This is a genomic window from Micrococcus sp. TA1, from assembly GCF_014199555.1.
Taxonomy (GTDB): domain Bacteria; phylum Actinomycetota; class Actinomycetes; order Actinomycetales; family Micrococcaceae; genus Citricoccus.
Window position 1 is genome coordinate 2,096,261 of the sequence record NZ_JACHNW010000001.1, and the last position, 20,093, is coordinate 2,116,353.

Consider the following 20,093-nt stretch of genomic DNA (forward strand, 5'->3'; position numbering starts at 1 on the left):
ACGGGGCCCGGTGCAGACCGGGGTCCCCAGATCGTGGCACAGCCCGGATGCGTCGATCCGGCAGGGTGAACCCTGCCGGCCGCATCCGGGCCGTGCTGCGGGTGAGGTCCCACCACAGGGCGCCCCTCGCGATCACCGCGGGGCGCTCGGGCCGGTGGGACCGGTCACCACGCGATGGTTACTTGCCCTCGAAGGCGTCCGCGAGGTCGGTGAGGAAGGTGGTGTAGTTCTGGATGTCCTCGACCACGTAGAAGTTCTCGGGCATGTAGACGATGTTGCCCTCCTTGACGGCGGTCACGTCCTTGAGCGCCTCGGAGCCCTCGATCAGCTCGGCGGCCGGGGTGAACTCCTCGCCGTTGCGACCGGCGGTGGCGGCGTCGCGGTCCATGACGATCAGCCAGTCCGGGTTGGCCTCGGCAATGGCCTCGACCGAGATGTCGTCACCCTGGTGGTTGGTGGAGCCCTCGCGGTCCAGGGCGGGCTTGAGGTCGAGCATGTCGAACACCGGGCCGATGGCGCGGCCGGTGGAGGGGGCGGCGTAGGACAGGTCGCCGCCGGAGGCGATCAGCCCCACGACGGTCTCCTCGGCGGGGTAGGCCTCCTTGGCGCGCTCGATGGAGGCGTCGAAGTCGGAGATGAGGGTCTCGGCCTCGGCCTGCTGGCCGAAGACGTCGCCGAGCAGGGTGGTCAGGCGGCGCAGCTCCTCGTCGAGCGGCTTGCCCTCCGTGACGTTGGTGTCCACCAGGGCGGCGTCCTCGGGGATCAGCCCGGCGATGTCACCCTTGAGGTCGCTGAAGCGCTGGCCGTTCAGGACGAGGTCGGGCTGGGCCTCGACGAAGCCCTCCATGTTGGGCTCGCGGTGGCTGCCCAGGTCGATGACGCCCTCGGTGGTGGGGTAGGAGACGATCTCCTTGTCCATCAGCGGCAGGGGGCCGGCGGCGAGCTCGACGCCCCAGTCGTCCAGCGTGCGGAAGATCCGGTTGTCCGTGGCCACGATGCTCTCGGCGGGCATCTGGACCGTCACCGTGTCACCGGCCATGTCGGTGACCTCCTGCGGACCGGCCTCGGCCGAGGTCGACGAGGACGCCGAGGCAGAGGCAGCGGCCGGGGCGGAGGACTCGGTGGAGCCGGACGTGGCGCCTCCACAGGCGGTCAGCGCGAACGCCGCGGTCGAGACGAGGGCAACCAACCCGAGGCGGCGGTTCTTGATCTTCATGCGTAGGTTCTCCTAGGGAAGTCCGACGGCCTCACTGCCGCTCGGATCCTGCTTTGGTAAGGCTTACCTTAGACGAATAGATCACTCGGACAGGCCGTTATTCACAAATGTGTCGCGGATCATAGGCGCGCTGACGTGCCCGGCGGTTCGCAGCCCGCCTCAGCACCCCGTCCCGGCCGGCCACTCCCCCACGTCCACGGGCAGCGCCCCGGGGGCCTCGGCCGTGCCGGTGAGCACGTCCACGAGTGCCTCGAAGGCCCCGGGAGTGCGGCCGTAGAGGGCGATCAGCGCCCCCTCGTCCGGTACGGCGGAGGATGCCAGACCGAAGGGCGCGTCCAAGGCGACCACCACGTCCCCCCGCCCCGCGCCGCGGGCCGTGCCCACCAGGTTCACCACGGGCCCCGAGCCCACCGTCAGCCCCGCGGCCCGGGCGGCCTCCGTCAGGCGCGCGCGGTCCCTGGCGTCTCCCCCGGTGACCTGCAGCGAGTCCCCGAGGAGAGCCTCGCCGCACGTGCCCTCGACCACCGTGACCGCCGCGGCGGAGACCGCCCGGGAGGCCTGGGCCGCCTCTGCCCTGGCCTCGTCGTCCCCGGTCCCGTCGTCCCCGGTCCCGTCGTTCCCGGTCCCGTCCGCCTCGGTCCCGTACGGTGACCCCACCGCGGAGAGCTCCTCGGGCGTGGCCGCCTCGAGCTCCTGGCCCAATCGGTCCCGCCACATCAGCATCGTCACCACGCGCCGTGCCGCCTCCTCGAGCCGGTCCCGGGGCACCTCGCCGGACTCCACCGCCTCGATGATCGCGTCCCGGGCCCCCGGCACCGAGGAGGGCATCAGCAGCAGGTCGGCCCCGGCCGCGAGCGCCCGCACGGGCGCCTCGTTCGCGCCGTACCGTTCCACGAGCGCGCCCATGTTGAGTGCGTCGGTGACCACGACGCCGTCGTAGCCCTCCTCCGAGCGGGCCCCGGTGCCGTCCGGGCTCGCCCCGAGCCCGCGGAGCGCCTCGTAGGCGGGTGCGGACACCGACGACGGCACGTCCGGTTCCAGCTCCGGGACGATGACGTGCCCCATCATGACCATCGGCGTGTACTGCCCGCCGGAGACCAGCTCGCGGAAGGGCAGCCAGTCGCGCTGGTCCAGGTCCGCCACGGCGGCGTCCTGGACCGGGGCGGTCACGTGCGAGTCGTCCGTGACGGAGCCATGGCCCGGGAAGTGCTTCGGCGCCGGCAGCATTCCGGCGCCCAGCAGGCCGGCGCTGGCGGCGGCGCCGAGGTCGGCGACCACCTGCGGGTCGCCGGAGAAGGACCGGGCGCCGATGGCGGGGTCCTCGGCCCCGATGGTCACGTCCACGCTGGGCGCGAAGTCCACGGTGAATCCCAGCTCCGCCAGGTCCCGGGCCATCAGGGCGTGGCCGTCCCGGGCGAGCCGGGTGGCGTCCGCCTGCCCGGCGGCCGCGGCACCGTAGCTCATGGGGGTGGGCCACTCGACCAGGGGCTCCTGGACGCGCGCCACCAGTCCGCCCTCCTGGTCCACGCTGATGATGCCGCCGTGTTCCCGCCCCTCGCTCAGGGCCTCCCGGGTGTCGTCCAGCCGTCCGGCGAGCGCCGTCACGTCGTGGGTGCCGTCGGCGGCCACCGGCACGGCGTCGCCCATGACGATCACCCCGCCGAGGTGCAGGTCCTTCAGGGAGGCCGGGTCCGTCCCCGCCGCGCCCAGCTGGCCGACCAGGACCTGTCCGGCCTGGTCCTCCACGCTCATGCCGGCGACCGCCTCAACAGCCGCCTCCTCGAGGTCCGGACCGGGACCGCCCAGGGCCACCTGCAGCGCGCTCTGCTCCGGCTCGGCCGTCGCCGCGTCCTCCGGTGGCGTCGTCCCGGTCCCGTCCGGTCCGGGCTCGTCCGGTCCACCCCCCGGCGGGGTGGTGCACGCCGTGACGGCGAGCAGGACGACGCCGGCCACGGCCAGGGCGCGCGGGCCCCGGATCCGTGCGGGCGGTCGTGGGGCGGTCGGGGACTGCGGTGCGGTGATCACCCCTCCATGCTAGGGATCCCGGGCCGGGGACCGGTGATGACCGGAACCCCTGCGCACGCCCCTAGGATGACTACTGCCCGCCGTCAGCACCTGACAGGAACCACCATGCACCTGCCCTTCGCACGCTCAGCGCAGTCGACCCTCGGCGTGGAGTGGGAGCTCGCGCTCGTCGACGCCCACGACGGCACCCTGCGGCCGGTCGCCGAGGAGGTGCTGGCCGGCGTCGCGGACCAGGCGGGACTGCACCTGGGCCAGGAGCACCCGCACATCAAGCCGGAGCTGCTGCTGAACACCGTGGAGCTGGTCACGGACGTGTGCACCACGGTGGACGAGGCCGTCGGCCAGTTGCGCCAGTACGCGCGGAAGCTGCGCGAGGTGACGGGACCGATGGGCGTGGAGCTGTACTGCCAGGGCTCCCACCCGTTCGCCCAGCCCACGGACGAACCCGTGACCCCGGCGGACCGCTACGGCAAGCTGATCGACCGCACCCAGTGGTGGGGCCGGCAGATGCTGATCTACGGGGTGCACGTGCACGTGGGCCTGGACGACGTGACCAAGGCGATGCCCGTGGTGGACGGCCTGGTCAACTACGTGCCGCACTTCCTGGCGCTGTCCGCCTCGAGCCCGTTCTGGGCCGGCGTGGACACCGGCTACCAGTCCCAGCGCACCCTGATGTTCCAGCAGCTGCCCACCGCGGGCCTGCCGTTCCAGTTCGCGGACTGGGCCGGGTTCGAGCGGTGCGTGGCGGACCTGACGCACACCGGCGTGATCGACGACGTCACCGAGTGCCGCTGGGACGTGCGCGCCGTGCCCCGGCTGGGCACGGTCGAGATGCGGGTCTGTGACGGCGTGGCCACGCTCGAGGAGATCGCCCCGATCGCCGCCCTGACGCAGTGCCTGGTGCAGGACTTCTCGGACACCCTCGATGCCGGGGGCACCATCCCCACCATGCCCCCGTGGCACGTGCAGGAGAACAAGTGGCGCGCCGCCCGCTACGGGCTGGACGCCATCATCATCCTCAACGCCGCCGGGGACGAGATGCTCGTGACCGACCACCTGCGCGCGGAGCTGGTTCGCCTGGCCCCGGTGGCCGAGCGGCTGGGGTGCGCCGCGGAGCTGGCCTCCGTGGAACACCTCCTGCGCGACGGCGGCACCCCGGCCCGCCAGCGCCGGATCGCGGCCCACGCGGCGCACGCCATGACGGTGGAGCAGATGGAGTCCGCCGGCCTGCCCGCGTCCACCCCGCTGGCCGGGCATGATCTCCATGCTCCCCTCCGAGCCGTCGTCGCCGATGCGGTGGCCCGGACGCGGGCGTCCATCGGGGCCTGAGCCCGTGGAGTCACGGCGAACTCAGAGTTACGATCACGCTCGACGGTGATCGGCCCGGCGTGTCCCACCGTCGAGCGTGATCGTGACTCCGGTGGGCGGCAGTTCCAGCGGTCAGGGGCCGGGCGGCCCTCACGCCCAGAGGGAGATCTCACCCACCGGCTGGCCCGGGTCCGCGGCGAAGCCCAGTCCGGACGGCGCCACCCCGTCCATCACCAGTTGCGCCCCCAGGGCCGCGACCATGGCTCCGTTGTCCGTGCACAGCCGCGGCGGCGGGACGGTCAGCCCGATGCCGGCCGCCGTGCAGCGCTCGGCCAGCAGCTCGCGCAGCCGGGAGTTCGCCGCGACGCCGCCGCCGAGCAGCAGGTGCCCGATCCCGTGCTCCGTGCAGGCCCGCACCGCCTTGGCGGTGATCACGTCCGCGACCGCCTCCTGGAAGGACGCGGCGATGTCCGCCGTGGGGATCTGCTCGTCCGGCACGCCGGCGGCCTCGAACTGCTCCACGCACCGGGCCACGGCGGTCTTCAGCCCGGAGAAGGACCAGTCGTGCCGGTGCTTTCCGGGTTCCTGCGCGGTGCCCACGAACTTCGGGGCGCTCAGCCCGCGCGGGAACCGGAACGCGGTGGGGTTGCCCTGCCGGGCCAGCCGGTCGATCACGGGCCCGCCGGGGTAGCCGGCCCCGAGCAGCCGGGCGACCTTGTCATAGGCCTCGCCGGCGGCGTCGTCGATGGTCGAGCCGAGCAGTTCCACGTCCGTGGTGAGCCGGTTGACCCGCAGGATCTCGGTGTGCCCGCCGGAGACCAGCAGTGCGCCGAGGTGTTCCGGCAGCGGACGGCCCCCGCCCGCACCGGACCCCACGACGACGGCCGGCCCGGTGCCGCGGCCGACCTCCGGCCCCGCGCCGGTCACCTCGTCCAGCACCCCGACGCCGACGTGCGCGACCAGGTGGTTGATGCCGTAGAGCGGGGTGTCCGTGGCCAGGGCCAGGGCCTTGGCGCCGGCCACGCCGACCATGAGCGCCCCGGCCAGTCCGGGACCCGAGGTCACGGCGATCGCGTCGAGGTCCTGCAGCGTGACCCCGGCGGTGTCCAGGGCCTGCAGCAGCGTGGGGATGAACTCCTCGAGGTGGGCCCGCGCCGCGATCTCCGGGATGACCCCGCCAAAGCGCACGTGCTCCTCCATCGAGGACGCCACGGCGTTGGCCAGCAGCTCGGTCCCGCGCACGATCCCGAATCCCGTCTCGTCGCAGGAGGACTCGATGCCGAGCACGAGCGGGGCGGTGGGGGTGTCAGTGGCCGCAGGCATGCACACCATTCTAGGAAGCTCCGGCGGGCGGCCCCGGCCACCAGCCGGCGTCTCGGGTGTCCGGGGTGTCCGGATGTCCGGGCGGCCGGGCGTCCGGGGTCAGTCCAGGCGTCCGGGGTCAGTCCAGGCGTCCCGGCACGCTGCGGGGTCCGTCCGGACCGTGGTCCCCTGCGCACGGCGCGCAGGCCCAGGCGGCGTAGTCGGTCAGGGCGGTGATCTCCCGGCGCCACGCGGCGCCCTCCTCACCCTCGAACAGCCACCGGGGCGCACCGAGGTCCAGGGCGGTCACGGCCATCTGTGCCTGCGGGTCCGTCTCGGCACAGCGGTAGAGCTCGTGCACGTGCCGCTCGAACCGCAGGGTCCGCCGGACCAGGGCCTGCTGTCCGGCCCTCGACTCCCGGAGCGCCCGGGCGGCCAGGGTCTCCCCCAGGTCCAGCAGCAGGTCCTCCACGGCGATCAGGAGGGAGCCCTCCCCGCGGTGGCCCACGCGGTACTGGCCGGCGATGTCCTGCCAGGTCTCGACGCTCCCGCCGCGCACGCTGTCCCTGTCCTGGAGGTGCTGGGCGATGGGGTCCTGAAGGTCCTGGGCATGCGTGGGATTCATACCCCGGGGCATGCGCAGACGTGATGTCGCGGCGGTCCGTTTCGTCCGCGGCCGGGCGCCTCGTGAGGAAGGCGCCCGGCCGGCGTCGGGATCACCGGTGCGCTCCCGCCCGGGGAGCGGCCGGCACCGCGGGACTACCGCCCGGCCAGGACCTGGGCGAGCTTCTGCGGGCCGGAGGGCGAGATCTCCCAGTGGTCCATGCCCGGTTTGATGGTCAGGGTGGTCCTCATCCCCTGGCCGGTGTAGAACTGGTAGCCGAGCCGGGCCGCCTCCACGGCGTCGTAGGTGCCCGAGGCCCCACCGGCGGCCGGGGTGTCGTCGGCCCCGACCACCCAGTGCATCTCGAAGTTCTTCTTCAGCGTGGCCGAGATGGGCTGCCGCGGCGCCTTCTGCCCGTAGATGCCGCCACCGGCGACGATGACCGCGGCCCCGCCGGTCCACCCGGCCGAGTGGGTGTTCACCATGTGCCGGGCGACGGTGTCGGCACCCCCGGAGTACCCGGTCCAGTACACCTGGTTCAGGTCCAGGTTGTATTTCCGGCCCAGGTCCTTGAGCAGGTCGGCGGCCCACTGGCTGGAGCTGGCGTTGCGCCACCAGGTCTTGCTGGCCTGGTCCGGGGTCCTGGGCACCACGAGCATCATGCCGTGCTGTTCGGCCAGCTTGAGGTACTCGGGGATGGAGGACCACTTCTGGTCGTTGTACTCCCAGCCCCCGTCACCGTGCAGGTGGATCATGATCCCGTGCGGCCTGGCTCCGTTGAGGTGGTCGGCGTACAGGTGGTAGGCGGAGGTGACCGTGCCGTTGCTGTAGGGGATGGCCTGGGCGTCCCGATAGGTGCCGCCGGAGCCGCCGGTGGGGTTCACCCCGGCACTGCTGATGACGGGGGCCGGGACCTGATAGGCGGGCGGGGTCCCGTTGGTCCGGGTCTCCATGGCATACATGAAGCCGGCCGCCTCGCCCCGCTTGACCGGCTGGCCGGGGCGGAACGTGCCGTCGGCGTAGCCGCTGACCAGCTTGGTGGCTGCGAGCCAGGTGGTGGCCCGGTAGAACGCGCTGGCGGGCGTCATGTCGGTGAACGGAGAGCTCTGCGGGGCCCGGAAGCCGGCCTCCCCGGACATCCCCTGCAGGAAGAAGGCGAGCTGGCCCCGGGTGATGGGGTCGCCGGGCCCGAAGTAGCCATTGCCATATCCACTGGTGTAGCCCTTGGCCTTCATCCAGGAGATGGCCTCGAACCCGGCTCCGCTGGGATTGACGTCGGTGAAGTCGCGGTCCGTGCCGGGATCGTGCTTCTCCCCGGACAGGCGATACAGGAACTGGGCGGTCTCCCCGCGGGTGATCTGACGGTTCTTGCCGAAGGTGCCGTCGGCGTAGCCGGTGGTGATGCCCTCGCATCGCATCCAGGTGATGGCGCTGTAGAAACTGGATCCAGGGGCGGAATCGGTGAAGTCCGGGGTGGAGCAGCTCTGGGTGGCAGCGGCGGGGACGATGACGGGTGCCGCGGCGGCCGGGACGGCGGTGGCCGCAGTGGCGCCGGTGAGCGCGAGTGCGGTCAGCGCACCCGTCAGGGTCCTGGACAGGGGCGTACGGGGCCTGCCTGCTGTCGGGGATGCGGTGCGGGTGGGTCGCGTCATGCTGGTTCCTTCTGTCGTCCGTTTCAGGCGCAGGGGAACAACCCTCCGAGTCCCCCCAGATCCGTATGCACCGCCCGGAGGGACGGCCGGAGGTTTTGGACGGGAAGGACAGGCGTCCGCGCCCGAGTACCGGTGAGGGGGTGCTGGGAGACGCCGGCGTCGAGGACGGCATGCCGGCGGGAGGGTGACCGGTCAGGAGGAGGCGCATGCTCGGCATCGCCCCTGGTCAGCCCGATGGCGGCCCGCGTGCCGGCGCCCGCGACCGAGGCCCCGGGGCGGTTCGGAGGCGGTCCTGTCGAGGTGGGTCGAGGCGGGTCGGCTCACGGGCACCGGCGCCGCAGGCCGTGACCCATCTCACATCCAGGAGGCGAGGACCTCGGTGCTCATCGGTGATCACCTGACGGGCGGTGTGCGGTGGACGCGAGCGCGTCGAGCTCCTGCTGCTCAGCCCTGCCCGTGAGCGCTCGATGCTGCCGGTCGCGGTGGTTCCTGACCCGTTCGGCGCGGCGGCGTGCCTGCACGGCCAGCATCAGGGCCTGCTCGGCGGCCCGCACCTCATCTGCCTCGGCCTGGGCGGATTCGGACTCGGCGGACTCGGTCCCGGGGAGTTGCTGGGCGGTGGCGGCCCGGGCAATGCCGGCGGCCACCAGCACGTGCACTCCCCCGCGGTCCTCGAACAGGGTGCGCTCGAGGGCCGGACGGCGTAGCCCGTCCGACTCCCGGTGCTGCTCGGCCGGGGCAGGTGGCTGGGCGTCGGCCAGCCGGGCCGCGGCGAGGTCCTCCCGGAGCGTGCGGACGTGCGCCAGCGACTTCCGGCGGAACCCGGGCATCAGGCAGCCCGCCCCTCGGTGCCGGCGTCGTCCACGCTCAGCAGGCCGGCGAGACCGCGCAGTCGGGCCCAGGCCTCGGCCGGGGCGGTCGAGTCGTCCGTGGCCTGGCGCAGGAAGGCGTCCAGGTGGGGCCGGGCAGCCAGGGCGGCCTCGGCCAACGGACGGATCCCGGGCACGTAGGCACCGGCCTCGATCAGGGCCTGGACCGCACGCAGCTCGGCCATCGCCCGGCGCACCACGGTGGCGGCCGCCTGGTCCGCCGGGCCCGTGAGGGCGGAGGCGCACGGGGCAATCGAGGCCAGCACGTCGAGGGGCGGGACGTGACCGGCCTCGGCCAGCCGGCGCTCGAGCACGAGGTGCCCGTCCAGGAGGGGGCGCGCGGCCTCGGCCACGGGGTCCTCGGGGTCGTCGCCGTCCCTGAGGACGGTGTAGATCCCGGTGAGCGAGCCGGGGTGGTCGGCGCCGGCACGTTCGAGCAGCTGCGCGAGCAGGGAGACCGTGGACGGGGCATGGCCCCCACGGGCCGGCGGTTCCCCGGCGGAGAGCCCGATCTGGCTCTGGGCCCCGGCCACGCGCGTCAGTGAGTCCAGCATCAGCAGGGCGTGGCGGCCCTGGTCACGGAACTGCTCGGCGATCCGGGTGGCGGTGAACGCGGCCTTGCGGCGCATCATGGCCGGTTCGCCCTCGGTGGCCACCACCACCACGGACCGGGCCAGTCCCTCGGGCCCGAGGTCGTCGAGGAACTCCCGGACCGTGCGACCGTCCACGCCCACGAGGGCGATGACGGACACCGCGGCGTCCGTGCCGCGGGCGATCATGGCCAGCAACGAGGACGTGTCCGTGCCGGGGCCGGCGAACAGGCCGATGCGGTGGCCACGGCCCAGGGCGGTGAAGGTGTCCACGGCGCGCACGCCGGTGCCGAGCTGCCCGGTGACGGCGGTGCGGTCCAGGGCGTGCGGGGCGGGATGGTGCGCGGAGACCAGGCGGGTGCCGGTGATCGGCCCCCTGCCGTCGACCGGACGGCCCAGGGCGTCGATAACGCGGCCGATGAGCCCGTCGCCCACGGGTACCTCTCCCCCGCGGTGCGCGAGGGTCACGGGAGTTCCGGCGGCCGGTGCCCAGCCCTCGGCCAGCGGCACGACGGTGGCCTCGGTGTGGTGCACGGCCACCACCTCGGCCTCGACGCCGGCGAGCCCGGGGTGGGTCCGGGTTCCGTCGCCCCCGGTCCCGCCGACCGTCACCACGTCCCCGACGGCCACGGGCAGCCCGCCGATGACGGCCCGCAGCCCCTGGGTGGCCACCACCGAGCCGCGGCTCACGGGCGCGGCGAGGCTGGCGGCCTCGGCCACCCGCCGGTCGAATCCCCTCGCGGTCATGGTCTTCAGGGCCCTGGTCTCCAGCATCATGATCTGTGCGGAGATGTCCTGCGCGACGAAGTTCACGGGAGCCCACCGCCCGCGGAGTGCCGGACGCGGCCCGGTGCGGACTCGGAGCCGGCCGTGAACCGGTCGTTCCGGTGCATGGCCGCGCCCCCGCCGGGCGGCAGGGCCGGGTCGGTATGCAGCGCGTTGACCGTCACAGGCATGACTCTCCCCTTCCCCGTCGACCGTCTCGTCGGTCGTCCACTGATCCCTATGCGGGCCGCTGCGCGCGAGGGGTTGGTTTTGCGCGGCCGGGTGCAGGGCCGACCCCGATTCATGCCATGCCGACCCAGATCAGGGAGTTACGAGCACGCCCGACGGCGACCAGCCCGGCGTGTCCCGACGTGCGGCGTGCTCGTAACTCAGGCCACACTGGGCGCATGACCTCCGTACCCCAGTGGACCTGCCCGGCGGGCACCCTGCGCGGCTGGGTCGACGAGGACCCGGGGCGCTCCCCGGTGTGGCGGGCCACCGGCATCCGGTACGCCCGCGCGAACCGGTACGAGCCCCCGCGGCCGGAGCCGGCCGCCGTCGGGACCGTGGAGGCGACCGGCTGGTCACCGGCCTGTCCGCAGCGGCCGGTCCGCGCACTCGAGGGGGTCTCCCCCGGGAGGTTCCTGGGGCCGCTGGAGATCTCCGAGCACTGCCAGTACCTGTCCGTCACCACCCCGGCGGGCGCCGGCCCGGACGAGCGGCTGCCGGTGATGGTGTGGATCCACGGCGGCGGGTACGTGATCGGCGCCGGCGACCAGCCCTACTACGACGCGGGCGCGCTGGTCAGCGAACAGCGGGTGGTCACGGTGAACATCACCTACCGGCTCGGGATGTTCGGCTTCCTCGGCCGCGACGGCGTGCCCGCCAACCTCGGACTGCTGGACATCATCGAGGCGTTGCGCTGGGTGCGCCGCAACATCACCGCGTTCGGCGGGGACCCGGAGAACGTCACCGTCTGGGGCGAGTCCGCCGGGGCCGACGCGGCGGCCCACCTGATGATCGCCGAGGGCACCGAGGGGCTGTTCTCCCGGGTGATCATGCAGTCGGCGCCGATCGGGCTGATGCGCGGACGGGCCGCGATGACCGCCGCCCTGGGCGAGCGCGCCTCCCGACTGCCGGCGGATGCCCCCGTGGAGGACCTCTTGCGGATGGAGGCCGACCTGGCGTGGTTCGCCCTGCGGCTCGGGCTGGGCGGGGCCATGCCGTTCGGTCCCGAGTACGGCGCGCACCCGCTGCCCGGGGCCGACCGGCGCGAGGCGGCCTGGATCGACGCCGCCCGGCGGGTGGACGTCCTGGTGGGGTCCAACCTGCGCGAGGCGGCCCTGTTCGCCCCCGTGGTCGGCCCCGTCGCGAGGCTGCACCGGATCCCGGTCCTGGGCCCGCCCGTTCACGAGGGACTGGTGCGGTGGCTGACCGACGTGATCTTCACCCGCGGGGCGGAGCATTTCATCCGCCGCCACGCCGCGGCCCGCGGGCACGGTTACCACTACCTGGTGCACGCCGAGGCCGAGGACAATCCGCTGTCCTCCGCGCACGCGGCCGAGTTGCCCCTGCTGTTCGGCAACCGCAAGGTGTGGGGCACCCGGTTGCTGCACGGCTTCGACCCCGCCGAGACGGAGGCCTGGGGCCGTCGGATGCGTGCCGACTGGGCCGGATTCGCGCGCACGGGACGGATCGAGACCGGCACCGTGGACGGGCTGATGACCGTGCGGGCCGGTGATGACGTGTGAGGCGTCCGGGCGTCAGGCCGCGCGCAGCAGCGTGACGTTGTCCGGGATCTCCACGCCCCCGCCAAGGATGCCGTCGATGATGCCCTCCAGGCGCTCGCGGACCTGCGCGTGCGTGCCGCCCAGGGGGGCACCCGCGAACCGGACCATCGCCTCGTAGGCGTCCCAGGCCGTGGCCAGTGCGGACTCGCGCTCGGCGGTCCTCTCCTCGTGGACGGCGGCGCCGGCGGTGTCGAACGCGGAGTAGGCCTCGAACTCCTCGGCCAGGAACGCGTCGACCACGGCGTTGGCGGCGGTGCGCCACCCGGTCGGCTTGCGGCCGTTCTTCAGGACCGGGGCCAGGTCCTTCACCGCGTTGCGGAACGCGCGGACGGAGGGGCGGTCGGGACGGGCCCGGTCGGACAGGGTCTCCAACGCCAGTGTGTACGCGATCACCGGATCCCTGGAGACCACCTCGAACAGCTGGGCCCGCGAGTAGTCGTCCCACAGGGTCATCAGGTCCTGGTCGGCGGCCTCGAACAGCCCGCGCCAGCCGTGGATCCGGGTCAGGCAGGCCAGCATCGCCTGGGCGGCCCGGTGGGCGGCCTTAGGGTCGGCCTCGAGGACCGGAAGGGCCCGACGCCGGACGCGCCAGTCCGGGCGGACCAGGTCCGGCAGCGAGAAGGCGAACCTCAGGGCGGCGGCCCCGGCCTGGGTGCGGGCGATTCCCCGGTGGTGCGAGGCCTTGGAGCGCAGCCACTCGGTGGCCTCCTCCAGCATGATCCGCTGGGCGATCTCCGGACCGTCCTCGAGGGCGCCGGGGGCCGCGGTGGTCTGGAAGGCCCTCGCGGCGGCGGTGGACGCACCCTCCTCGGGACCGGTGGGGGCCACGAGTTCCTGACGGGCGGCGGTCCGGTTGTGGATGTTGCGCAGGATCGACTTGCGGGCGGAGCGCAGGGTCTGCCGCGCCCAGCCGGTGACCGAGGCGGCCCGGGCGCGCTCGAGGTCGAAGAAGGCGTCCGGGCCCTCCTCGGTGACGCGGCGGAACAGGAACTCGTCGAACTCGGACTCGACGTCCTGGCTCAGCTGGGGCCCGGAGGCCAGGCCGTGGTGCCACGTCTGGTACTCGCGGGACACCTCTCGGCAGATCCCGGAACGGGTCAGGATGGTGGCCACGTCCCGGCGCACCTGGGTCTCCGGGAGATCACCCGCCGCCCAGCGGTCCAGGAGGTCCCGGCAGGCGGTATCGGTGGAAAGGTTCTCTGCTCGCACACCCGGTATGTGTGCGGCATATCCCCGGTGTGACCTGCACCATCATGTGGCGTTGGTCACAGCGGCGTGTTCCCCCGGCGTGTCCTCGCGACACGCCGAGGCCGTTGCCCGACGAGCGGGCATCGACCGTTCCGGGGAACGCGCAACGTCCCCTGGAACGCGGCACGCTCCACCACCCTGGAGGGGGTCGGCCGGTTTAGGCGTTGAGGATCCCCAGCTGGTCGGCGAGGACCCGCTTGGCCAGGGTGCGGACCTTGCGGATCTGGGCGGCGGCCGTCTCCTGCGTCAGGCCCAACTGCTCAGCCACCTCACCGGTGGTCAGGACCCGCTGGGAGCCCTCCGAGGCGTAGACGCCGGAGAGCCATGACTGGGCGACGTCCGACGTGACCCCTCCGATCCGGCGGGCCCGTTCGATCACCGCACGGACCAGCGCCGGTCCCTCGGTGGGGTGCAGCAGGGACTCCTCCGGGCCGACGACGGCCAGCTCGAGGGCGTGGATGTCCACGGCAGGGCCGGCCACGCGCAAGTCGGCGGTGGTGGCGAGCATCCCCTGCTTGGCGGCGTCCTTCCGGGCGGCCATCATGCGCTTGTTGTGCTCATGCGTGAGCTCCCAGTCGGTGGGCTCTGCACCGGTGGCGGCACGCATCTCGTCCCGCAGCTGGTTGAGCTTGCGCACCCGGCGGTTCAGGGAGACCATGCCGGAGGCCGGGGACAGGTTGCGGTCCGCCCAGGCGCGGACCGCGGCCCGGGAACGCACGTGCAGCATCCCGCTGAAGTTCTCGATGGCCCCCAGGGCCGAGGGGTCCTCGAGCAGCTCATCCACCCAGGTCAGGGCCTCGATCGCCACGAGCTGTTCGACGTCGTCCCGGTGCAGGGCGGCGCTCAGGCCCATGGTGCGGCACAACCGGTGGGCCAGGAGGCGGAAGATCTTGCGCTGGTCCCCGATGAACCCGTCCCGCAACCGCAGCCGCTCATCACCGGAGGCCTCGGCCATCTCGCGCAACTGGTCCAGGACCGGACGCTGCTCGGCGACGACGGCGACCGCGCGTCGGGCCCCCCGGGGCGCCAGGACGGACCGGCCGATCGGGGCCGACTCGCCCATCGAGGGGGTCTCGGGCCCGACGGTCCGGCGTCCCACGGGGCGGCGGGACCCGGCGACCCCCTCCGGGGTGAAGACGGGGGTCACCGGGCACCCCGGTTGGTCTCCGGGTCCAGCGCGACGGAACGGGCCATCGGGTCCGAACCCACCTGCAGGGCCGCCTCGGCCCGCGCGGTGGAGAGCCTGTCCTTCGGGTGCTCGAGACGGTAGGCCGCCACGATCTCTCCCACGCTGGCACCGGGCATCTGCCGGGCGAGGCGACGGACCTTGGGACCGATCCGCGGGTCCCCGATGGCCCGGCGGACCTGGTCCTCAGCGTCCCGGCGCAGATTGCGGCGCAGGAACATGAGGGGATCCACCGTGGTGAACCGGTCGTGGCGCAGGCACTGCTCCAGGAGCCGGGGCACGCTCGGGGTATCGGCCACCCCGGCCGTGGGCTCACCCACCATCAAGACGTTCACGATCTGCTCGATTCCCGTGTCGTGCAATACAGGCTGGAACCGCCCGGTCAATTCACTGATCTCATGGCTCACTGCTGAGTGGGCCTTGTGAACGGTGGAGGTGACGAACGGCTCGAGACTGAACAATAGTTGCCACTGGGACTGGCGACCGGCACGGACGAGCTCATCAAGGTCTTCGACGGCACAGCGGCGGATCCCGGGGGCGTAATGGTTATCACTGCCGACTATACCGTCGCACAGCCCGGGATGGGATGCTGATCTGGAACTATTCGGCTGGAATTCACCCGTGTCACCCCACCCCATGGAGTGTGCCGTCCAGCGATACGACGGTGACGGCCCGGCGGGGTCCACCAGGTGCAGCAGGGCGTCGTTGCCACCCCAGTCCAGGCGCACCGGCATCAGCAGTGCCGCACCGGTCTCATGGTCCAGACCCTTGCGCCCGATCTCCATGGCGGGGAGGCGCCAGTCCCACATCGGCAACAGCAGGACCTCCCGCTCCCCGGCCGGCCGTCCGGCGTCCCGGAGGGTCTCGGCGGCCCGGCCCCAGAGGATGGACTCCAGCCGCCGGCAGAACGTCTCCAGCACCGGGTGCCGCCGTGGTTGTCCGTCCTCCGCCATGCCCGTCCTATGCATCATCACTCCTTGTCGGCCGCCGGTTTCGTCAGCACCACTCGAACCCGGGCCGCGACCGTACGCGTTCCGTGACCGAGGGTGACGATCCCTACTCGAGCGCTACGCGGAACGCGACTGAACCCCCTCTGAGCGAGCATGCCCTCGGTAGACTTGACTACGCGGCGATCCCCTGCCGCACCCCGCGGCGACCCCCCAGCCGCAGTGCCCGTCAGACCAGAGGACGTTGTCGTGACCATAAGAGAGGCTGTCTCGAGGTGGACCATCAGCCGGTGTGAACCGCTGGTCCCCGACGAGTACCGCGCATCGGCGAGTGATGAACTGCGGCGGATCTCCTCCACCGACCCGCAGTGGTTCCGCCTGTGGGCCTCCGGCGTGCTGACGGACCTGGTCGAGACCCTGGACCCCGAGGACCCCTGGCGCAACACCGGCGACCAGGAGGGTGCCGTGGTCCTCCCGGACGGCTCCCCGTTCGGTGACTGGCGCAATGCCACCGACCTGCTCCCGGTGCCCTCCGAGGCGGACCCGAGCCTCGACGTCGGGCTCGCCGCCCTGGCCCGGCCGCTGTCTCCGGCCTCGACGCGCGTCTGGCTGGCCGCGCAGTCCGGCCGGGACGCGGTCCTGCACGAGCTGGACGGCATCGACGTCGGCGGGGCCTACTCCGTGGCGGTGCCGGCCATCGAGTGGGCCATGTTCCGCCGCCGGCTGTTCATGGGCCAGGAGGACGCGTACATCCCCCAGGTCTGCACCGCCTGGACGGGGCGGGCCGAGCACATCGCCCGCTCCGAGCCCTGGGACGAGTCCGGTGCCGCCCGGCTGCGTGCCGGCTCGCGCGTGGAACCGGGCAGCTGGCGCCTGCTCGCCTGAACCACCGGCCACCCGGCCACCGACCTCCGACCTCCGACCACCCGGCGAGAGTTACGATCACGCTGCACGTCGGGACACGCCGGTGGAATCGACGTCTAGCGTGATCGTAACTCCGCCGACTCCGCTGATTCCGCTGGCTCTGCTGACTCCTCTGCTTCCGGCGCCTCCGCTGACGGCGCCGAGGGACCGTCCACCGGGATCGACGCCGTGAAGGTCGAGCCGACCCCGGGCTCGGAGACCACCCTGATCTCGCCCCCGTGGGCGCGGACGAAGGCCCGCGTGATGGCCAGGCCCAGGCCGGTCCCGGGAATGGCTGCCCGCCGGACGTGCTCGGTGCGGTAGAAGTTGGTGAACAACCCCTCCTGGTCCTCGGGGCTGATCCCGATGCCAGTGTCCGCGACCGCCACCTCGGCGCAGTCCCCCGATCGGCGGACCGTCACGGTGACCGTGCCGCCGGACTCGGTGTACTTGACGGCGTTGGAGATCAGGTTGTCCGCGACCTGGCTCATCTTGATCTTGTCCGCCTGCACGGGCAGTCCCTCCGGCAGGTCCGTGACCAGGGTGATCCCCTCGTTGTCCGCTCGCACCTGCGCCGATTCCACGCTGTGCTGCACGAGCCGGGCCAGGTCCGTGGGCTCCAGCGCCGCCACGGCGTTGCCGGAGGCCGAGTCCAGCAGCGAGTTGACCAGGGCGAGCAGCCGTTCCGAGTTGCGCTGGCAGGTCCGCAGGTAGCGCGCGACCACCTCGTCCTGTTCGTCCTCGATCGCCAGGTCCAGGTACCCGATGATCGAGGTCAGCGGGGTGCGGAACTCGTGGGAGACGTCCGCCACGAACTTCTCCCGGGCCCGGATCGCGTCGATCAGGTCGGTGACGTTCTGGAAGACCACCACGGTGCCGTCGAACTCACCGTCGTCGTCCCTCATGGCCTGGGCGGAGACGGACATGAACTGCTGGCTGCCATCCACCCCGAGCGCGTAGAGCCGGTCGGAGAAGCTCTCCCCGCGGACGGCCCGGTACAGCGCGCGTTCCTCCGCGGGGACCGGGGTGACGCCGTCCGGTTCGAAGATCAGCAGCTCGCTCTCCGTGGCGTCGTGCCGTCCCTCCGGCTGGCCGATGAGGTGCTGGCGCTGTTGCGCCGCGTTCCAGATCAGGCCGTTGCCCTCCCGGTCGGTCACCACGATGCCCACGTCCGTGGTGTCCAGGATGGCCTCCAGCCGGCGGTTCTGCTGGTGGGTCGTGGCCAGCACGTCCTTGAGCTCATCACGTTGCCGGTCCATGCTGCGCGCCAGCACGCTCGCGGCGACCGCCAGGGACAGCATGAAGAACGGCACGAGCGCCGGCCGGAACAGGTCTTCCCGGGCCACGGTGCCCAGGTTGATCAGGTAGGGCCACCAGATCGCCGAGGCGCTGCCGATGAACCCCAGCAACAGGCCCCAGAAGGGGTAGATGCCGGACCAGGCCAGCCAGAAGACGGGGAACGCGGGGAGCATGGTCATCCCGTCCAGCGCGAACCGGGCGGACTCCCAGATCAGGGCGATCGGGATGAAGTCCAGCAACGGGATGGACCAGTACGTCAGGGACGGCAACCGGTCCCAGGGGATGACCACCGCCGCGAGCGTCAACACCATGACCCCGGTCACCCCGAGGAAGAACCCGGGAGTCGCGGCCGGCATGGTCCCCGGCCCGTGGCCTGCCGGCTGGGGCACCACCAGGACAAACACGAACACGATGGCCACGGAGATGGTCAGGGGCAGCTGGGACAGGACCACGCGCCAGCGCAGGGGAAACTGGGCGAAGTACCGGCCTGCGTCCGAGGCCTCATCCCTGACCGGCCCGTGTGCCGTGATCCGGTTGGTCACGTCCGGGAGGGTCTCCAGGATGGGCGCTGCGGCCGACTCGGAGGTGGCCCCCGCAGACGATGTCACCGACGTCCGGCGTGTGGGCATGACGTATCTCCGTTCTGGCGCTGATACGGCCGTATGCTGTTGCGAGTCCACCCTATGCCGTCCGCGGTCTGCTATAGCGTTGGACGAACAACGGATGACGAGGGGTAATGCGGTGGACGACCGGCGTGTAGCGGTAGTGGTCGAGGACGACGAGGACATCCGGGAGCTGATGGTGGCCCTGCTGGGCCAGTCCGGCTTCGAGGTCCACGCGGCGGCCAACGGCACCGACGGCGTGGACGCCGTCAGGGAGAATGACCCTGTCCTGGTCACCGTGGACCTCGGCCTGCCGGACATCGACGGTTACGAGGTCACCCGCCGGGTGCGGCGTTTCACCGACGCGTACGTCGTCATGCTGACCGCCCGCAACGAGGAGATCGACACCCTCATGGGCCTGGATGCCGGCGCCGACGACTACCTCACCAAGCCCTTCCGCCCCCGCGAGCTGCGCGCCCGCGTGGAGGCGATGCTGCGTCGCCCCCGCGCCGCCCCCGCGCCCGCTGCCGAGACCCCGGGCCCGACGCTGGCCACGGTGACCCCCGCGCCCGCGCCCGGTCACGCTGCAGGGCACGCAGCCGAACAGGGCGCCGGCCCGACGTCGGGCGCCGACGGATCCGCCGCTGCCACGCCGTCCGGCTCCACAGGACGAGCGGATGCGTCCTCGGCCGACGCCCGGTTGGCCCTGGACGGTCTGGTGCTCTATCCGCACGTGCACCACGTGGAGGCCGAGGGTCGGGACGTGACGCTGACGCCCACCGAGTTCGTGCTGCTGGAGACGTTGTTGCGCAGCGGCCGGGTCGTCCGGTCCAAGGCCGAGCTCACCCGCATCCTGCGTGGCGACGAGCCCGATGCCGGAACGTTCGTGTCCGAGTCGGACGAGCGGACGGTCGAGGTGCACGTCGGGAACATGCGCCGCAAGCTCGGCGACGACCCGCGGCGGCCGCGGTGGATCGAGACGGTGCGCGGCATCGGCTACCGCGCTGCCGGGGCGGCCGAGACGTCCGGTTAGCCGGATTCCGGCACCCCGAGCCGACGACCCCTGGCGACGACGAGACCCCAACCGCCTGATCGGCGTGTTGGGGTCTCGTGCGTTCCGGGTTCGGCGGGGCCGTCAGTTCATGCGGGCTGGGAACCTCCGGAGAGCCGGTCCAGGAACAGCTGCAATTGACGGGCGGTCTCCTTGGCCAGGTGGCGCAGTTTCGCCATGACGGAGTCGAGACAGTCGGTCACCGGCCAGCGGACGGGATCCGGCGGACGCTTCGCCAGGTGGTCCTGGAGCTCGGCGGCCAGTTGCGACAGCGCGGCGGCACCGGCCATGGCCGACGAGGTCTTGAGGGACAGGACGGCGTCCATCCAGTCCTCGTGGTCCTGGGTGTTCAGGGCATGGTGAAGTCGTTCGACGCGTTGGTCCAGCATCTTCTCGTACCGGCGGATGAATCCGCACAGCACTTCTGGATCGCCCAATTGTTCTCCCAGCCGGCCCAACGCATCAGTGTCGATAACTGGTGCAGTGGTCATGGCTTCATGATCCACCCGGCACCTGTGGTTGTGTCCCCGGATTCGCCAAAGAATGGCTCAAGAAGCGCGCAGGTTGCCAAAGCTCAAGAAGGGCTCAAGTCGAGGACCGGGAATCCTTGGGAAACCTTGTGGGGATCCGGTGCGAATCCCGGTCCCTCGCTTTGGGAGACCGGGGTGAACTAAGTGTCATCGGGAAGCCGATAGCAGCAGGGACATCCCCCGTCCAGGCGCCACCAGCTTCCGTA

At 72.2% G+C, this 20,093-nt stretch carries 17 protein-coding genes; 4 read left to right on the plus strand and 13 right to left on the minus strand.

Going from position 1 to position 20,093, the window contains the following annotated elements; genetic code table 11:
• Window positions 1–178: 178 nt before the first annotated feature.
• A complete protein-coding gene (locus tag GGQ69_RS09090; RefSeq protein ID WP_183527364.1) occupies window positions 179–1,216 on the minus strand; it encodes a siderophore ABC transporter substrate-binding protein in 1,038 nt (345 codons plus the stop codon).
• 159 nt (window positions 1,217–1,375) lie between these two features.
• Entirely contained in the window at window positions 1,376–3,241 is a 1,866-nt protein-coding gene (locus GGQ69_RS09095; RefSeq protein WP_324590273.1) for a glycoside hydrolase family 3 N-terminal domain-containing protein, read from the minus strand.
• A 105-nt stretch (window positions 3,242–3,346) separates the two neighbouring features.
• Between GGQ69_RS09095 and GGQ69_RS09100 the strand changes: the two genes are divergently transcribed.
• Window positions 3,347–4,570 carry a glutamate--cysteine ligase gene (locus GGQ69_RS09100; protein ID WP_183527366.1) on the plus strand — a complete coding sequence of 408 codons (1,224 nt, stop codon included), beginning with the start codon at window positions 3,347–3,349 and terminating at the stop codon, window positions 4,568–4,570.
• Between the two features lie 129 nt (window positions 4,571–4,699).
• On the opposite strand, the gene tsaD is transcribed toward GGQ69_RS09100, so the two are convergent.
• The 6 genes from tsaD to GGQ69_RS09130 form a co-directional block, all read right to left on the minus strand.
• A complete protein-coding gene (gene tsaD, locus GGQ69_RS09105) occupies window positions 4,700–5,872 on the minus strand; it encodes a tRNA (adenosine(37)-N6)-threonylcarbamoyltransferase complex transferase subunit TsaD (RefSeq protein WP_183527368.1) in 1,173 nt (390 codons plus the stop codon).
• 118 nt (window positions 5,873–5,990) lie between these two features.
• A complete protein-coding gene (locus tag GGQ69_RS09110) occupies window positions 5,991–6,476 on the minus strand; it encodes a hypothetical protein (RefSeq protein ID WP_183527370.1) in 486 nt (161 codons plus the stop codon).
• Between the two features lie 134 nt (window positions 6,477–6,610).
• Window positions 6,611–8,107: an S-layer homology domain-containing protein gene (locus GGQ69_RS09115; RefSeq protein WP_183527373.1), complete on the minus strand. Its 1,497-nt coding sequence runs from the start codon at window positions 8,105–8,107 to the stop codon at window positions 6,611–6,613.
• A gap of 383 nt (window positions 8,108–8,490) precedes the next feature.
• Window positions 8,491–8,937, minus strand: a complete 447-nt coding sequence (locus GGQ69_RS09120) for a hypothetical protein (protein WP_183527375.1) — start codon at window positions 8,935–8,937, stop codon at window positions 8,491–8,493.
• Window positions 8,937–10,379 carry a FliI/YscN family ATPase gene (locus GGQ69_RS09125; RefSeq protein WP_370577142.1) on the minus strand — a complete coding sequence of 481 codons (1,443 nt, stop codon included), beginning with the start codon at window positions 10,377–10,379 and terminating at the stop codon, window positions 8,937–8,939. The genes GGQ69_RS09120 and GGQ69_RS09125 overlap by 1 nt, the downstream gene beginning before the upstream one ends.
• Entirely contained in the window at window positions 10,376–10,522 is a 147-nt protein-coding gene (locus tag GGQ69_RS09130) for a hypothetical protein (RefSeq protein WP_183527377.1), read from the minus strand. The genes GGQ69_RS09125 and GGQ69_RS09130 overlap by 4 nt, the downstream gene beginning before the upstream one ends.
• A gap of 216 nt (window positions 10,523–10,738) precedes the next feature.
• Between GGQ69_RS09130 and GGQ69_RS09135 the strand changes: the two genes are divergently transcribed.
• The gene (locus GGQ69_RS09135) at window positions 10,739–12,082 is read left to right on the plus strand and encodes a carboxylesterase family protein (protein ID WP_183527379.1); all 1,344 of its coding nucleotides are present in this window, start codon (window positions 10,739–10,741) and stop codon (window positions 12,080–12,082) included.
• A gap of 12 nt (window positions 12,083–12,094) precedes the next feature.
• Here GGQ69_RS09135 and GGQ69_RS09140 read toward each other — a convergent pair whose 3' ends face one another.
• The 3 genes from GGQ69_RS09140 to GGQ69_RS09150 form a co-directional block, all read right to left on the minus strand.
• Window positions 12,095–13,330: a hypothetical protein gene (locus GGQ69_RS09140; RefSeq protein WP_183527381.1), complete on the minus strand. Its 1,236-nt coding sequence runs from the start codon at window positions 13,328–13,330 to the stop codon at window positions 12,095–12,097.
• Between the two features lie 196 nt (window positions 13,331–13,526).
• Complete coding sequence (locus tag GGQ69_RS09145; protein WP_183527382.1) at window positions 13,527–14,516, minus strand: hypothetical protein; 990 nt, start codon at window positions 14,514–14,516, stop codon at window positions 13,527–13,529.
• Complete coding sequence (locus GGQ69_RS09150) at window positions 14,513–15,526, minus strand: hypothetical protein (protein ID WP_183527384.1); 1,014 nt, start codon at window positions 15,524–15,526, stop codon at window positions 14,513–14,515. Before GGQ69_RS09150 ends, GGQ69_RS09145 begins: the two co-directional genes overlap by 4 nt.
• A 225-nt stretch (window positions 15,527–15,751) precedes the next feature.
• On the opposite strand from GGQ69_RS09150, the gene GGQ69_RS09155 reads away from it, so the two are divergent.
• Window positions 15,752–16,387, plus strand: a complete 636-nt coding sequence (locus GGQ69_RS09155) for a hypothetical protein (RefSeq protein WP_183527386.1) — start codon at window positions 15,752–15,754, stop codon at window positions 16,385–16,387.
• Window positions 16,388–16,482: 95 nt separating this feature from the next.
• On the opposite strand, the gene GGQ69_RS09160 is transcribed toward GGQ69_RS09155, so the two are convergent.
• On the minus strand, window positions 16,483–18,333 hold the full coding sequence (locus GGQ69_RS09160; protein WP_183527389.1) for a cell wall metabolism sensor histidine kinase WalK: 1,851 nt from the start codon (window positions 18,331–18,333) through the stop codon (window positions 16,483–16,485).
• A gap of 94 nt (window positions 18,334–18,427) precedes the next feature.
• Between GGQ69_RS09160 and GGQ69_RS09165 the strand changes: the two genes are divergently transcribed.
• Window positions 18,428–19,339, plus strand: coding sequence for a response regulator transcription factor (locus tag GGQ69_RS09165; RefSeq protein ID WP_221243374.1), 912 nt, complete (start codon window positions 18,428–18,430; stop codon window positions 19,337–19,339).
• Between the two features lie 107 nt (window positions 19,340–19,446).
• Here GGQ69_RS09165 and GGQ69_RS09170 read toward each other — a convergent pair whose 3' ends face one another.
• Window positions 19,447–19,848, minus strand: a complete 402-nt coding sequence (locus GGQ69_RS09170; RefSeq protein WP_183527391.1) for an Hpt domain-containing protein — start codon at window positions 19,846–19,848, stop codon at window positions 19,447–19,449.
• Between the last annotated feature and the right edge of the window lie 245 nt (window positions 19,849–20,093).